Annotated in this window: 11 protein-coding genes; 1 reads left to right on the top strand and 10 read right to left on the bottom strand. The window is 65.2% G+C overall.

The window, feature by feature from the left end:
- Positions 1 to 29: 29 nt before the first annotated feature.
- The 10 genes from AC27KI_RS00055 to cyoA form a co-directional block, all read right to left on the bottom strand.
- Positions 30 to 1,013, bottom strand: coding sequence for an aldo/keto reductase (locus AC27KI_RS00055; protein ID WP_284409042.1), 984 nt, complete (start codon positions 1,011 to 1,013; stop codon positions 30 to 32).
- A gap of 59 nt (positions 1,014 to 1,072) precedes the next feature.
- On the bottom strand, positions 1,073 to 4,936 hold the full coding sequence (locus tag AC27KI_RS00050; protein WP_487111996.1) for a non-ribosomal peptide synthetase: 3,864 nt from the start codon (positions 4,934 to 4,936) through the stop codon (positions 1,073 to 1,075).
- Positions 4,937 to 5,679: 743 nt separating this feature from the next.
- Entirely contained in the window at positions 5,680 to 6,228 is a 549-nt protein-coding gene (locus tag AC27KI_RS00045; RefSeq protein ID WP_487087999.1) for a BON domain-containing protein, read from the bottom strand.
- 197 nt (positions 6,229 to 6,425) lie between these two features.
- A complete protein-coding gene (locus AC27KI_RS00040) occupies positions 6,426 to 6,962 on the bottom strand; it encodes a response regulator transcription factor (RefSeq protein ID WP_284399448.1) in 537 nt (178 codons plus the stop codon).
- Positions 6,952 to 8,289, bottom strand: coding sequence for an ATP-binding protein (locus AC27KI_RS00035; protein ID WP_284428813.1), 1,338 nt, complete (start codon positions 8,287 to 8,289; stop codon positions 6,952 to 6,954). The genes AC27KI_RS00040 and AC27KI_RS00035 overlap by 11 nt, the downstream gene beginning before the upstream one ends.
- Positions 8,273 to 9,097, bottom strand: coding sequence for an SURF1 family protein (locus AC27KI_RS00030; protein ID WP_487088009.1), 825 nt, complete (start codon positions 9,095 to 9,097; stop codon positions 8,273 to 8,275). The genes AC27KI_RS00035 and AC27KI_RS00030 overlap by 17 nt, the downstream gene beginning before the upstream one ends.
- A 44-nt stretch (positions 9,098 to 9,141) precedes the next feature.
- Positions 9,142 to 9,570, bottom strand: a complete 429-nt coding sequence (cyoD, locus tag AC27KI_RS00025) for a cytochrome o ubiquinol oxidase subunit IV (protein ID WP_272564074.1) — start codon at positions 9,568 to 9,570, stop codon at positions 9,142 to 9,144.
- Positions 9,567 to 10,208, bottom strand: a complete 642-nt coding sequence (cyoC, locus tag AC27KI_RS00020; protein WP_284403380.1) for a cytochrome o ubiquinol oxidase subunit III — start codon at positions 10,206 to 10,208, stop codon at positions 9,567 to 9,569. The genes cyoD and cyoC overlap by 4 nt, the downstream gene beginning before the upstream one ends.
- The gene (gene cyoB / locus AC27KI_RS00015) at positions 10,201 to 12,204 is read right to left on the bottom strand and encodes a cytochrome o ubiquinol oxidase subunit I (RefSeq protein WP_284428811.1); all 2,004 of its coding nucleotides are present in this window, start codon (positions 12,202 to 12,204) and stop codon (positions 10,201 to 10,203) included. Before cyoB ends, cyoC begins: the two co-directional genes overlap by 8 nt.
- A gap of 54 nt (positions 12,205 to 12,258) precedes the next feature.
- Entirely contained in the window at positions 12,259 to 13,338 is a 1,080-nt protein-coding gene (gene cyoA / locus AC27KI_RS00010; protein WP_272564071.1) for a ubiquinol oxidase subunit II, read from the bottom strand.
- Between the two features lie 176 nt (positions 13,339 to 13,514).
- Here cyoA and AC27KI_RS00005 point away from each other — a divergent pair, with 176 nt between their 5' ends.
- Entirely contained in the window at positions 13,515 to 14,855 is a 1,341-nt protein-coding gene (locus AC27KI_RS00005; RefSeq protein WP_284428810.1) for an MFS transporter, read from the top strand.
- Positions 14,856 to 15,103 lie beyond the last annotated feature (248 nt).

The raw sequence follows: 15,103 nt of genomic DNA, 5'->3' as shown, positions 1-15,103 counted from the left end.
GGCGAGAGGGGGCTCGGCCGGATGGCCCTTCACTGGGACCACGCGGTGGGCGAGCGGTCCCAGCGGTGCGCGCGCAGCGTCTGCAGCAGCGGAGCCTCCATCCGGCGCCCGTCGCTCACGCTCAGATTGGCCTCGACGTTGCGCAGCTGGCGCATGCCGGGAATCACCGTCGAGACTGCCGGGTGGTGCAGGATGAAACGCAGCGCCATCTCGGGCAATGCCATGCCCTCGGGCAACACCGTGCGCAGCCGCTCGGCGCGGTCCACGGTGGGGCCAAGGTTTTCCGGCCCGAAGTAGGTCGATCGCCAGTCCTCGGCCGGGAACACCGTGTCGTGGGATAGCGTTCCCGTCAGCCCGCCCTCATCGAAAGGCACCCGCGCGATGAGGCCGATGTCCTTCTGAGCAGCCACCTGGAACAGCCGGTCTTCCGGGGCCTGATCGAAGATGTTGTAGATCACCTGGATCACGTCGATCAGCCCGGTGTCGATGGCCCGCAGGCAGTTGTCCGGCTCCCAGCGGTTGACGCTGATGCCGATGCCCTCGATCAGCCCTTCGGCACGCAGGTCCCCCAATGCGCGCTGCCATTCTTCTTCGTCCGCCCAGCGATCTTCCCAGACGTGCAGCTGCATCAGGTCGATGCGATCCGTGCCCAGGTTTTCCAGGCTCTTCATCGTGAACTCGCGGATGTGATCGGCCGGAAACACGTCCTGCAGGCGGTCGCTCGGTCGGGGCGGCCATTCACGGTTCTTCGGCGGGATCTTGGTTGCCACGTACAGCCGGTCGCCCGTGTGCGCACGCAGCAGGCTGCCCAGCATCTGCTCGCTGATGCCGCGCCCGTACACCCAGGCGGTGTCGAAGAAGTTGCAGCCCAGTTCCACCGCGCGCTCCAGGCAGCGCGGCGCCGTTTCGTAGTTGGCGCCAGTGAAGTTGCCCGGACCTCCCGCGATCCCCCACATGCCATAGCCCACTTCGCTCACCTGCCAGCCAAGCCGGCCCATCCGTCGATAGTGCATCGCGCCCACTCCTGTCGATCAAAGAAAAGAAATACGGGAAACCAAAGCAGTCGAGGGGATCAGCGCACGGCCGATGGCGCTGCGGCTCCGGACCGGAGCAACTGCCGCGCGTAGCGGCCGATGGAGGCTGAGAAGTCCCTGCCGTCTTCCGCGGCCATAGCCTGCTCCAGCCCCGCACATTCGTCGCGCCGGAAAAGACGGGGGTTGTCCGTCAGCAGTGCGGACAGGGCGTCGGCGAAGGCCCGTTCATCGCCTGCGGCTGGCAGCAGGCGGCGGACCACGGTGAGTGCCCGCGGGCCGCCCGCTGCCACGGCCGCATCGAGCCGCTCCATCCAGGCCGTGCAGGACACCTGCGGCATCGGGGTGCCGGCGGCTTCGAAGATCGTCGGAAAGGCCATTCGCTGTGGATGCAGCAAATGGAAGGTGCGGCCCCATGCCTGGGGCGAACGCATGGCGAGCACCACGCGGCGCGCCACGTAGTCCGCAGGCGACCAGTCGGAGACGATCTCCGCGGCCGGCCGGACCCCCAGGTGCGCGATGGCCGTCAGCAGAAAGTGGGTCAGCGCGCGCTCATTGGGCCGCTGAAGCAGACCCTCTGCGGCGGCCGGCATGACCTCGCCCAGCCGGTAGATCGATACATGGGCGCCTTGCCTTCGCGCTGCGTCGAGCAGGCGCTCCGCGGCCCACTTGGAGCGGCTGTAGCCACTGGCGGGCCGGACGCCCTGAGCGAGGTCGAAGTCCTCGGCGAGCGGCGAAGCCTGCAGCGCGGCGTGCTGGTCCAGCGTCCCGAGGGTGGAGATGTGGTGCAGCGGCTTGGCCCGGCCCTCCAGGGCCAGGCGCAGCGCCTCCCGGGTGCCCAGAACATTGGTCGCGCGGTGGGCGCCGTAGTCGTACAGAAAGTTGACCATCGCCCCGCAATGCAGCACGGCGTCGCACGATTGCGAGAGCTGGCGCCAGGCGGCCGCTTCCAGGCCGAAGGCCGGCTGGCCCAGATCGCCCGGAACAGCCACCAGCCGGCCTGCAAAGTCCGGCCGCCACAGGCCTCGTTCCTGCAAGTCTTTCTCCATTGCCGACTGTGCGTTGCCGGCATGCCGGCACAGGGCATGCACCGTCGCGGTGGCGTCGCTCGACAGGATTTCGCGAACCAGGTGGCTGCCCACGAAACCGGTGGCACCCGTCATGAAGATGCTGGAAGGCTGCCTTGGTGCGTTGTGATCCGACCGGCGCGCTGCGACCCAGCCGGCGGGCAGCGTGGCATCGCGTTCCATCGCCTGTTCGTCCTGGGGTTCCTGGCTTTCTTCGCGGCCTTCGCAATGGCCCGGGGTGGCGATACGCTGTTTCGCTTCGATGCAGCCAGCGATCTGCCGCGCGGTCGGCTGCGCCATCAGTTCCGCGATGCGCACTGGCACGCCAAAGCGTTTTTCCAGCGACACGATCAGCGACACGGCCTGCAGCGAATCGCCGCCATGGTCGAAAAATGGATCGTCCGCGCCCAGGGCCGGTTGGTGCAACTGACGGCGAAAGACCGCCAGCACGGCATCGGCCAGCGAAATGGCCGCGTCTTGCTGCACGGACGTGTCCGCCGAGGTGTCCAGGGCAGGGCGCTCGAGCTGGCTCAGCAGCGCCTTGCGGTCGAGCTTGCCGTTGTCGGTGGTCGGCATCTCTGCCAGCAGCACGATGTGCCGCGGCACGGTGTGGCGCGGCAATGCCCCGCGCAGGTGGGATTCCAGCGCGTCGCGTGTCAGGCCGGCATCGCCGGCGGCAAACAAGGCCAGTGCCCGGTCGTCACCCTGGCCCACGGTCATCGCTTTGGCGTGGTTCACGCCAGGGCATTGCTCCGCGGCGCTTTCGATTTCGCCCAGTTCGATGCGCACCCCACCGACCTTCACCTGAAAATCCTTGCGACCCGAAAAGCGCAGCCGGCCCAGGCTGTCGAAGTAGCCGAGGTCGCCGGTGCGGTAGAGCTTGGCCCCCGCAATCGAGGCAAAAGGGTTGTCCACGAAGGCGGCCGCCGTGCGCTGTGCATCGTGCAGATAGCCGTTACCGACGCACACGCCGCCCACCAGCAGTTCGCCCCGGGCGCCGGGCGGCAAGGGCCGAAGCGCCGAGTCCACGACGACGACATTGCAGTTGTCGATCGGCCGTCCCAGCGGGATCGACAGTCCGTCGGCATCCTCGACCGGGTGGAACACCATTCCGATCGAGGTTTCCGTCGGACCATACGCATTGGTGATGCGCAGCGCTGGCAGGATGGCACGCAGCCGGTGCACCATTTGCGGCGTGATCTCTTCGCCACCTACCACCAGTTCACGCAGCGTGGCGAGCCGACGGCGGATGTCATGGCTGTGCTCTGCCAGCACCACCAGTTGGTTGAACACGCTGGGCACGAAATCCGTCATGTCGACGCCGTGCTGTGCAATCGTCTCTACCGTGCCTTCGAGGTCGAGGTGGGCCCCCTCCTGCGGAATCACGGTGCTGCCCCCGGCCGTCAGCGGCCAAAACAACTGCCATACCGACGAATCGAAGGTGTGCCGCGTGTTCTGCAGCACGCACCGTATGCCGCCGTCGCGGTGGAAATAGCGCGTCATGAACTGGAACCGGTTGGTCAGTCCCGCATGGTTGTTCATGGCGCATTTGGGCCGTCCGGTCGTTCCAGAAGTGAAGATGCCGTAGATGGCCTGTTCAGGGGCAATAGGAGCCTGGATGCGGGCGGCCGAGGTGCCGTCGAGAAGGGCGACGTCGACCGCCACCGCACGGTTCCGGTGGCTGGCCGGTACGTTGGAAGCGTCGGTGCACAGCACCGTGTGGCTGTTCAGCGCCTCCAGGGCTTGCTCGCGACGCTCCATCGGCCAGCCCGGGTCCAGAGGAACGAACGCAGCGCCCAGCTTCATCAGCGCGAAGTAGCAGACGGGCAGCTCCAGGCTGTTGCCCAGCAGCACCGGAACGGGCGTGGCCGACCCGGTTCCCCGGGCTGCCAGCAGGCCGGCCAAAGCGTTGGCTTTGCCGTTGAAGTCCCGGTAACTGAGCGCTGAATTGCCGAAAAAGTACGCTACCTTGTCCCTGTGGCGATCCGCCGATTGTTCCAGCCAATCGGGAATCGAAAGAAACGGTCCATATTCGTGTGAATGGCCGGAGAGCATATTGATTGCATATTGAAGCGATGCAACTCCAATGCCCGCTGCCTGCGACGCGGATATATTCTTGTCCCCCATCATGGTGCACAGGATTTCCAGGTACATCTCGGCAATGGCATTGCAGGCCGGTGCTGCAAAATCGCGGGCATTGGCAATCACCACGGCGGACGCTATTTCATTTTCCAGTTGGCAGTGGATCAGAATTTTGGCGGATCCGATTTCAATGGGAGTGGTGTGGTCCGCCAGTTGCACCATGAGTGCACCATTTTCGGGAATTTTTCTGGATAAATCGATGAATGCACCAACTTGGTTGGCAGGGCATTTTCTCCATTGGGCATCGGTATTGGCAGGCCACAAGGCACGGAACATCGGTTGATGCACTGCCGGCCGCACCTCGAAGCCCGACGTGCGTGGCACGCGGCTGCGCCAGAAGTCCAGCACCGCGACGGGGATTTGCAGGTCGAGCCGGTCGCAGAGCTCGAATGCGGCCACGGCAGCCAATGCCCTGAAGTCCATCCGCGCTTCGCCGTCCGGCACAACCTCTGCCCGACGCGAGTACTGCCCCAGAACATGGCTGCCGAGGGCGTAGGTGCCACCGGATATTTCTTTTTCTGTGGGATTTTCTGAAGGCTGCCTTGGTGCTTGGGGCTTCGCGCTGTTCACCGTTTCAGGAGCGATCGAAAAATGGCTTGAATCCACCCGCATTGGAATTCCCCTGTTTGTTTTCCATGTTCGCAACCCCATGCCTGCAGTGCTTTCGCAATGGGTGAATACCCATTGCGAAAGCAAAAGACAAAGCTTCGCCCAACTGGATAAATCCAGCGGATTAAAGCGATTCCTTTTTCTGAAGATCCCCGATCCCGTGCTTTTGGTCGATCTGAATTTTTTCGGGGGTTTTTGTTGCGGATTCAGTTTCTAAAAAAACAGGTTTGTTTGTCGATGCCTTTTTTGATCTTTATTTGTATGGTGTGTAAATTATTGTTTCTGTAACTGCTTTTTAATTCGCATTTTTATATTTCGGATAAAAGCCCGGCTGCTTTGCCGCATTAACCGTGGTTTTTTGGGGTTTTTTTAGAGGATTTGAAGCCGTGCGTTCGCTTTGCTTGCGTTATCTGCTCAGCCACGCCGCTTGCTGGCGAAGCTAAAAACACTCGCATCGATATTGGTTCATGGCGGCCTGCAGGATCGCCTTCCCCTCGGCTGAGCAGACGGATTTGGGCATGGGTGGGCCTGGGAAACCGCTTTTGGGAGCCTTTGAACTCAGGAATGGACGGCCGCGACGCGCATGGAAGAGGCGCAAGCGCTCCGCTTTCGATGGAGCGGCTTGGGATGAACCTGCTGAAGCGGCGTCGGGCAACGCGCAGATGGCTGCCGCTCCGGCTGCTGGTGCCGCGCGTGCGAACGTGTGAGTGGGGCGCCTCGTCGATTCCAGGGCGCTGGGCGGGCGACTCAGGGCGATGGCATTCCGGTGCCAGATCAGGACCCACGGCCCTTGGACAGATCTGCCCCGGGGGCAGATGGATCGGTGGTGGCTAAGGCTTTGCCTCGGCGGCAGGGGATCGCGCCGCCGGTGCCAGCGGGTAGCGGATCGCATCAGGGGGACCGAGCACCGCCATCTGGTCGATCACCGTGACCACATCGGCCGTCTCTGCCAGTTGTTTCACGAATGCCTCCCGGTCGAAGTCGGCGGCCACGCAGCCCTGTACGTAGATGATGCGTCGCTGGAGCATGAGCCACAGGGTCGACTTGCGGTCCCATTGCGTCTGCTCCGCGATGTGGGTAAGTCGCCGTTTCACGGCCTCGCTGATTTCGCCGTCGTACCGATAGCCGCTGGACAGGCGGCAAGTGCCCTGGATGTAGCAGCTGTTGCCGCGTTCAGCGCGGTAGTGTTCCTCGCGCTGCCATTCCTGCCGGGTCAGCAGCGGCCCCAGGGGTTGCGGGCAGTCCGCCACGGCATGGGAGATCTGAAAGAAAGGGTCGTTGCCCCAATTGCGCAGGTCTTGGTCTGCGTGTGCGGGCGCAATGAAAGCCAGAGCCAGCATGGCGCTGGCAGCCCAACGCGCCTTTTCGGATTGCCGCATGGTGTTTGTTCTCCCTTGGTGTCGATGAGCCTCGCCGGCCTTCAGCGGCGGCCTGCGCTCTCCTGCCTGCGCCAGATTTGGCGAAGGCCCCGCTGTCAGGTCAGCGTGAGCGTACCAATGCTTCCGATCGGTGTCGATGCTTGTACAGGCAGGCATGGCCGGCATCCCTCTGCGCGGGGTGCCCGGTGGAGCGGGACTCAGTTCACGCGCCGCTTGTCCAGCTTGCGTGCCAGGGTGCGCCGGTGCATGCCGAGGCGCCGCGCGGTTTCCGAAATGTTGAAGCCGGTTTCGGCCAGCACCTCGTGGATGCGCTCCCATTCCAGCGTCTTGATCGAGCTGGAGCGGTTGGTCAGCTCCACTTCGATATTGCCCTCGGTCAGGCCGAAGGCGGCCTCGATGTCGTCGGTGTTGGAAGGCTTGGCGAGGTAGTGGCATGCGCCGAGCTTCACGGCCTCCACGGCCGTGGCGATGCTGGCGAAGCCCGTCAGCACGACGATCAGCATGTCTTCGTTGGCGGAGTGGAGCTTCTGCACGCAGGCCAGGCCCGAGGCCTCGCCCTTGAGCTTCAGGTCCACCACGGCGTAGCCCGGCGTGTGCCCGTCCAGCAGCGCCTCCACCTCGGGCAGGTTGGCCGCATGCAGCACGTGGTAGCCGCGCCGTTCGAACGAGCGCGCCAGCGTGCGTGCGAAGGCCTCGTCGTCCTCCACGATCAGCAACAGGCGGTCAGCGTCCATGGTCCGGGGTCTCCTGCAGCGCGACGGCTGCCAGCGGAAGGGTAATGGTGACGGCGGCGCCGCCGGCCGCGCGGTTGCGCGCGGTGATGGTGCCCCCGAGGGTGCGCGCCACGTTGGTGGCCAGGTAAAGCCCCAACCCACCGCCCGGCCGGCCCTTGCTGGACTGGTAGGGCTTGCCGAACTGCTCCAGCATGGCCGGGGCGAAACCGGGGCCGGCATCGGTGACGGTGATGAGCAGGGCATCGGCCTCCTGCTCAGCTGCCAGACCCACCCAATGCGGCGACGCATCCCGTGCATTGTCCAACACGTTGAAGACCATCTGCTGCAGGGTGACATCCGAGACCATGGGGCGGTCTTCGCCGAACTGGTTGTCGTAGGCGAACGTGCCCACGGGCCGCGTGCTGCGCCACTCCTCGGCCAGTTGGTCGAGGAAGGTGCACACGGTGGTCTGCATCGATTCCTCGCCCCGGGTTTCTCCAGCCGACAGCAGGATGCCGCTCACGATGGTCTTGCAGCGCCGCACCTGGGCCTGCATCTCGGCGATCTCGGCCTGCAGCTCGGCATCCTGCGCCAGGGCCGGCATGCGGCGCCAGTCGCCCAGGATCACGGCCAGGGTGGACAGCGGCGTGCCCAACTCGTGCGCCGCGCCAGAGGCCAGCAGCCCAGTGCGCACGATGTGGTCTTCTTCCGCGGCGCGCTGGCGCATGGTGGCCAGCCGGGCGTCGCGCTGGCGCAGGTTGCGGCCGATGCGCGTGATGAAGATCACCAGCAGCACGGCGTTCAGCATGAAGCACACCAGCATGCCCAGCACGTAGGGGCTGTACAGCCCCCGGTCGTGGTCCAGCGGCAGGGCGAGCGGGCGGCTGAACAGGGCCAGCCCGCACAGGCAGGCCACCGTCATGGCGACGATGGTCCAGGTGTAGCCCGCGCGCAGCAGCACGGCGGCCAGCGTGACCTGCAGCAGGTACAGGAAGACAAACGGGTTGGTGGTGCCGCCGCTCAGGTAGAGCTGGGCGGTGAGCATGGCCACGTCCACCACCATGGCGAAGAACAGCTCCACGTTGCGCACGCGGCGGCCGATGCGCCAGCGCAGCAGGCTGGCCGTGTTGAACACCACCAAGGCGCCCAGCACCATCAGCATGGCCTGCAGCGGCAGGATGATGCCCAGGCTGTAGTGCACCACCTCGATGGTGAAAAGCTGCCCGATCACGGCGATCCAGCGCAGCTGGATCAGCTGCTGCAGGTTCTTGAGCCCGGTGGAGTCCGCTACTGCCGCCCGCGTGCGCGGCGCGGGCCGTTCGGCCGGGGCGTCAGGGGACAGCGGCATCGGTGGCGGGCGAAGCGTGGTGCTGGCGGCGCCTGCGGTCGTCGCGCCATACGTACCAGGCACCCGCGGCCACCATCAGGGCCAGCGTGTACCAGGTGATGGCATAGACCAGGTGGCTGTTGGGGAAACGCACCACCGTCAGGCCGCCGACGGGCCACTGGAGGGCGTCCGCTGACGTGCCCGTGGTGGCGGTGGGTGCGGCGGAGCGGGGGGCGGCGTCCTCGTCCACGAAATAGGGCGCGATGCCGGCCACGCCGCGCGCGGCGGCAATGGCGGCCACATCTCGGGAGAACCAGCGGTCGGCGGTGGGGTCGTTGTGCCGCAAAAACCCACCTACGGGCTCGCTCAGTCGCAGCAGGCCGGTCACCTCGGTCTCGCCCTGGGGCGCGGGGGCGGCGCGTGCGGCGGGATCGCGGGCCTGCGGCGGCACGAATCCCCGGTTGACCAGCACGGCCGTGCCATCGGCCTGCCGCAGCGGCGTCACCACCCAGAAGCCGGCGCCCAGCGTGGTGTTGGCCTGTACCAGTGCCTCCTTGGCGTGGTCGAAGGTGCCGCGAAGGCGCACATGGCGGTACTCGGCGTCGCGCGCCGCATCGGGGCTGCGCTGCCATTCGGCGGGGGAGGGGGGGGCGGTGGGAGCGGCATGGATGCGTTTCTCCACGCGCTCGATGAGATCCAGTTTCCAGGCGCGGCGTGCCACTTGCCAGCTGCCCAGCGCCACGAGCGTGGCAAACACCAGCAGCGCGCACACCCCCATCGCGGCCAGTCCGGCCCGGGAGCGGGGCGGGGCGGGCCTGTCCACGCCCATGGCGGGCGCGGGAGAGGATGCAGTCGCGCTGCCGGAGATCGGGGTCAAGGCATGTTCTTCATGTCGTGGATCGACATGGGCATCATGTTGTGGTTGAGGTGGAACATCACCCACAGCGAGCCCGCCAGCGTGATGACCACGAGCACGACGGTGAAGACCAGTGCCAGCATGTTCCAGCCGCCTTCGGACTTGGTGTTCATGTGCAGGAAGTACACCATGTGCACCACGATCTGCACCGCGGCGAAGCCCAGGATCACCAGGGCCGTGGTGCTCGACTGCTCGAACACCTTGCCCATCACGAGCCAGAACGGAATGGCGGTCAGGATGACCGATGCGACGAAGCCGATCACGTAGTCGCGCATGGAGCCGTGGCTGGCGCCATCGTCTTCATGGTGGTGATCGTGGTGGTCGTCGTGGCCGTGGTGGCCATCGTGGGTGTCGGTGAGGTTCTGGTGGTTGTGGGGGGTGCTCATGGCAGGACTCCCATCAGGTAGACGAAGGTGAAGACGCCGATCCAGACCACGTCCAGAAAGTGCCAGAACATGGACAGGCACAGCAGGCGGCGGCGGTTGGCGGGGGTCAGGCCGTGCTTCTTGAGCTGGAACAGCAGCACGACGAGCCAGATGATGCCGAAGGTGACGTGCAGGCCGTGCGTGCCCACCAGGCCGAAGAAGGCCGACAGGAACGCGCTGCGCTGCGGACCGGCGCCTTCGTGGATCAGGTGGTTGAACTCGTACAGCTCCAGGCCGATGAAGGCCGCGCCCAGCAGGCCGGTGATGGCCAGCCACACGATGGTGCGGTTGACCTTCTTCTTTTGCATCTCCAGCATGGCAAAGCCATACGTGATGGACGACAGCAGCAGCATGGACGTGTTCAGCGCCACCAGCGGCAGGTCGAACAGGTCGGCGCCGGACGGGCCGGCGGCGTAGCTGCGGCCCAGCACGCCGTAGACGGCGAACAGGCAGGCGAAGATGAGGCAGTCGCTCATCAGGTAGATCCAGAAGCCCAGCAGGGTGCCGTTCTGCGGATGGTGTTCTTCCGTGAGGTGGAAGACCGGTTTCGCCGGGGCGCCCGAGGCGCCGGGGTGGTGGAGTGCGGTGGTATCAGACATGGCTGGCCAGGAGACGGGTGCGATCGGCTTCGGTGCGGGCAACGGTGTCCGCATCGATGTAGTAGTCGCGTTGGTAGTTGAAGGTGTGGGCGATGCTCACGACCAGCAGGGCGGCGAACGACACGCCGGCCAGCAGCCACATGTGCCAGATCAGCGCGAAGCCCAGCACCGTGCAAATGCCGGCGATGACCACGCCAGCGGCCGTGTTCTTGGGCATGTGCACCGGGATGAAGCCGCTCAGCGGACGCTCGTAGCCGCGCTGCTTCATGTCGTGCCAGGCATCGTTGTCATGCACTTGCGGCGTGAACGCGAAGTTGTAGGCAGGTGGCGGTGACGACGTGGACCATTCCAGCGTGCGGCCACCCCATGGATCACCCGTCGTGTCGCGCAGGGCTTCGCGGTTGCGCCAGCTGACCACCAGCTGGATCAGGAAGCTGCCGATGCCCAGGGCGATCAGCACGGCGCCGAAGGCGGCGATCTGGAACCAGATCTGCAGCGACATGTCCTCGAAGTGGCTCATGCGGCGCGTGACGCCCATCAGGCCCAGCACGTACAGCGGCATGAAGGCCATCCAGAAGCCGATCAGCCAGAACCAGAACGAGCACTTGCCCCAGAACGGGTCGAGCTTGTAGCCGAAGGCCTTGGGATACCAGTAGTTGATGCCGGCGAACAGGCCGAACACCACGCCGCCGATGATCACGTTGTGAAAGTGGGCGATCAGGAACAGGCTGTTGTGCAGCACGAAGTCGGCCGGTGGCACCGCCAGCAGCACGCCGGTCATCCCGCCGATCACGAAGGTCACCATGAAGCCGATGGTCCACAGCATGGGCACCTCGAACTTGATGCGGCCCTTGTACATGGTGAACAGCCAGTTGAAGATCTTCGCCCCGGTCGGGATCGAGATGATCATGGTCGTGATGCCGAAGAACGAGTTCACGCTGGCGCCCGAGCCCATCGTGAAGAAGTGGTGCAGCCACACCAGGTACGACAGGATGGTGATCACCACCGTGGCATAGACCATGGAGGCGTAGCCGAACAGCTTCTTGCGGCTGAACGTGGAGACGACTTCGGAGAACACGCCGAACAGAGGCAGGATCAGGATGTAGACCTCAGGGTGGCCCCAGATCCAGATCAGGTTCACGTACATCATCGAGTTGCCGCCGAAGTCGTTCGTGAAGAAGTTGAAACCGGCGTAGCGGTCCAGCGACAGCAGCGCCAGCACGGCCGTCAGCACCGGGAAGGCGGCGACGATCAGCACGTTGGTGCACAGCGAGGTCCACGTGAACACGGGCATCTTCATGAGGCTCATGCCGGGCGCGCGCATCTTCACGATGGTCACCAGCAGGTTGACCCCTGACAGCAGCGTGCCCACCCCCGCGATCTGCAGCGACCAGATGTAGTAGTCCACCCCCACATCCGGACTGTGCAGGATGCCCGAGAGCGGCGGATACGCCAGCCAGCCGGTCTTGGCGAACTCGCCCACGAACAGCGAGGCCATCACCAGCACGGCGCCGCTGGTGGTCATCCAGAAGCTGAAGTTGTTGAGGAACGGGAAGGCCACGTCGCGCGCGCCGATCTGCAGCGGCACCACGTAGTTCATCAGGCCCGTGACCAGCGGCATCGCCACGAAGAAGATCATGATCACGCCGTGGGCAGTGAAGATCTGGTCGTAGTGGTGCGGCGGCAGGAAGCCGGGGTTGTCACCGAAGGCGATGGCCTGCTGCATCCGCATCATGATCGCGTCGGCGAAGCCGCGCAGCAGCATCACCAGCCCGAGGATGATGTACATGATGCCGATCTTCTTGTGGTCGATGCTGGTGAACCACTCGCGCCACAGGTAGCCCCATAGCTTGAAGTACGTCAGCGCACCGAGCACGGCGATGCCGCCGAGCACGACGGCGGCGAACGTCGCGATCAGGATCGGTTCGTGCAGTGGGATGGCCTCCCAGGAGAGGCGGCCAAAGATAAGTCGGGTGAGGTCTGTAGGATCGGACATCGGAGGTCGCGTGCCGTTGGCGCGTGAAAAGTGAGGGGTCTGAACGCGTGCCGCTTAGATCGGCTGCGTGGCAGGGGCCGGGGAGGCCGTCGCGGCGCCCTCGGGGTTCGTGACGGTGCACATGGCGCCCACGTAGCTGCGGGCGGGCGTGTCGGCCAGGCCCAGGCGCGAGCGGGTGGCGTCGTCCAGCGAGGCCACGTTGAACGAACCGGGCTTGCCCAGGCCGCCATTGGCATCGATCGCCATCATGTCCTTCATGCACATGCGGTTGGCTTCCACGCAGCGGTTCAGGATGGCGTCATACAGGCCGGGGGCCACGGTGGCCCAGCGGCGCACGGGGTCGCGTTCGCTGGGCTTTTCCAGCTGCAGGTAGCCGTCGCGGCCCAGTTCGCCGCCGGCGTCCTTGGCCTGCTTGACCCACTGGTCGAAGCCCGCCTGGTCCACGCCATGGAAACGGAAGCGCATGCCCGAGAAGCCCGCACCGCTGTAGTTGGCGGAGAAGCCCTCGAAGTTGCCCTGCGCGTTGATCACGGCGTGCAGCTTGGTTTCCATGCCCGGCATGGCGTAGATCTGGCCGGCCAGGGCCGGGATGTAGAACGAGTTCATGACCGTCGAGGCGGTGATCTTGAACTGGATCGGGCGGTCCACCGGCGCTGCGATCTCGTTCACCGTGGCGATGCCTTGCTCGGGATACAGGAACAGCCACTTCCAGTCCAGCGCGACGACCTCGATCACCAGGGGCTTGGCGCCTTCCGGCACGGCACGACCTTCGCTGATGCGGTCCAGGGGGCGGTAGGGGTCCAGTTTGTGGGTGCTGACCCAGGTGATGGCCCCCAGGGCGATGATGATCGCCAGCGGCGCCGACCAGATGATGAGTTCCAGCCCTGTGGAGTGGTCCCAGTCCGGCTGGTACTCGGCCTCGGTGTTGGCCTGGCGATAGCGCCAGGCGAACAGGAAGGTGAGGAAGATCACCGGCACGATGATCAGCAGCATCAGGACGGTCGAGACGATGATCAGATCGCGCTGCTGTGCGGCGATGTCGCCGGAGGGGCTGAGCACGACGGCATTGCAGCCGGCGAGCAGCGCGGCCGCGGGCACTGCGAGCAGTCCGCGAAGTCGATGGGTGGAGGGCATACCGGGCAAGAAAGGTGGAAGGCGGCACGGATGGCCGCGGGAAGGCGTCGAATCTACGTGAAAACCATTGTGGTGTGAATGGGACGTTTTGTCCTACAGTGGGTTGCGGCTGCCAGAGACAGTTCACTGGCCCGCCAAAGCAAAAACTGCTGGTGCATTCAAAAAGGAGCACGCCGATGACCACATTGACACAGCATTTTCCCGGATCTTCATCGCGCGCCACCACGGAAGAAGACTCCCGGCCCGTACAGAACGGACACTCCCCCGTCGCTCCCGAGGAGATAGCGATCGGCGTGGTGATCGGCCGCGCTTCCGAGTATTTCGACTTCTTCGTATACGGCATCGCCTCGGTGCTGGTCTTTCCCACCGTGTTCTTTCCCTTCGTGGACCGGCTGCAGGGCACGCTCTACGCCTTCGCCGTCTTCTCGCTGGCCTTCGTCGCACGCCCCTTCGGCACCGCGCTGTTCATGGCCATGCAGCGCCGCTGGGGCCGTGGCACCAAGCTGACGGCCGCGCTGTTCCTGCTGGGTTTTTCCACAGCCGGCATGGCCTTCCTGCCCGGGTATGAAAGCCTGGGGGCCTATTCCATCGTGCTGCTGGCCCTGTTCCGCATCCTGCAGGGGGTGGCGATGGGTGGTTCGTGGGACGGGCTGCCCTCGCTGCTGGCGCTGAACGCGCCGGCCAGCCGCCGCGGCTGGTATGCCATGCTGGGCCAGCTGGGCGCGCCCACCGGCTTCATCATCGCCAGTGCCCTGTTCCTGTTCCTGCATGCCAGCCTGTCGGCGGAAGACTTCATCTCCTGGGGTTGGCGCTATCCGTTCTATGTGGCCTTCGCCATCAACGTGGTCGCGCTGTTCGCCCGCCTGCGCCTGGTCGTGACGGACGAGTACACCAAGCTGCTGGAGGAGCGCGAACTGGAACCCACGCCCATCGGCGAGATGGTGCGCACGCAGGGATACAACGTCTTCATCGGCGGCTTCGCGGCGCTGGCCAGCTACGCGCTGTTCCACCTGGTGACCGTGTTTCCCCTGTCCTGGGCGGCCCTGTACCCCGAGCAGCCGATCAATGACGTGTTGTTCGTCCAGCTGATCGGCGGCGTGCTGGCCATCGGCAGCATGATCGCGTCAGGCGTGATCGCCGACCGCCTGGGCCGGCGCACCACGCTGGGCGTGCTGGCGGTGATGATCGCCGTCTACAGCGGTTTCGCGCCCACGCTGATCGGTGGCGGCGCCGTGGCGCTGGATGCGTTCATCCTGATCGGTTTCGTGCTGCTGGGCCTGTCGTACGGCCAGGCGGCCGGCGCGGTGACCGCCAATTTCGCGTCCAAGTACCGCTATACCGGCGCGGCCTTCACCGCCGACCTGGCCTGGCTGGTGGGCGCGGCATTCGCACCGCTGGTGGCGCTCGGCCTGTCCGCACACTTCGGCCTGTTTGCGGTGAGCCTGTACCTGCTGTCCGCAGCGGCCTGCACGCTGGGGGCCTTGAGCGTCAACCGCATGATCGAACGGCGCGACTGAGATCGGGACCGGGCGGAAGGCGGGCCGGCGCACGGCGCCGGCCGCCACCTTGGGTTGGCGGTATTTGCTATTGAAAAAATAGCAAAATGCCCTATAAGAATATGGGTTTCAAGCCATTTCGGCTTGAAACCCTTTTTTGTTGCGGCTTGCCTGGTCGCTTTGGCTGGGGCTGGATGGCCAGTGGCCGTCGGCGCGCGCGCCTGAAGAGCATCCCGGGCGACCGGCAACCGGCAACCGGCAACCGGCAA

The organism is Acidovorax sp. KPB24-03 (assembly GCF_057546605.1).
The sequence above is the reverse complement of the archived record's forward strand: the minus strand, read 5'-3'. Positions and strand labels throughout refer to the sequence as shown.

Coding starts and splice junctions, on each gene's coding strand:
- cyoD (WP_272564074.1), bottom strand. CDS start 9,570: ATGAGCACCCCCCACAACCACCAGAACCTCACCGACACCCACGATGGC.
- AC27KI_RS00035 (WP_284428813.1), bottom strand. CDS start 8,289: ATGCCGCTGTCCCCTGACGCCCCGGCCGAACGGCCCGCGCCGCGCACG.
- AC27KI_RS00005 (WP_284428810.1), top strand. CDS start 13,515: ATGACCACATTGACACAGCATTTTCCCGGATCTTCATCGCGCGCCACC.
- AC27KI_RS00030 (WP_487088009.1), bottom strand. CDS start 9,097: ATGGGCGTGGACAGGCCCGCCCCGCCCCGCTCCCGGGCCGGACTGGCC.
- AC27KI_RS00055 (WP_284409042.1), bottom strand. CDS start 1,013: ATGCACTATCGACGGATGGGCCGGCTTGGCTGGCAGGTGAGCGAAGTG.
- cyoB (WP_284428811.1), bottom strand. CDS start 12,204: ATGTCCGATCCTACAGACCTCACCCGACTTATCTTTGGCCGCCTCTCC.
- AC27KI_RS00045 (WP_487087999.1), bottom strand. CDS start 6,228: ATGCGGCAATCCGAAAAGGCGCGTTGGGCTGCCAGCGCCATGCTGGCT.
- cyoC (WP_284403380.1), bottom strand. CDS start 10,208: ATGTCTGATACCACCGCACTCCACCACCCCGGCGCCTCGGGCGCCCCG.
- AC27KI_RS00040 (WP_284399448.1), bottom strand. CDS start 6,962: ATGGACGCTGACCGCCTGTTGCTGATCGTGGAGGACGACGAGGCCTTC.
- cyoA (WP_272564071.1), bottom strand. CDS start 13,338: ATGCCCTCCACCCATCGACTTCGCGGACTGCTCGCAGTGCCCGCGGCC.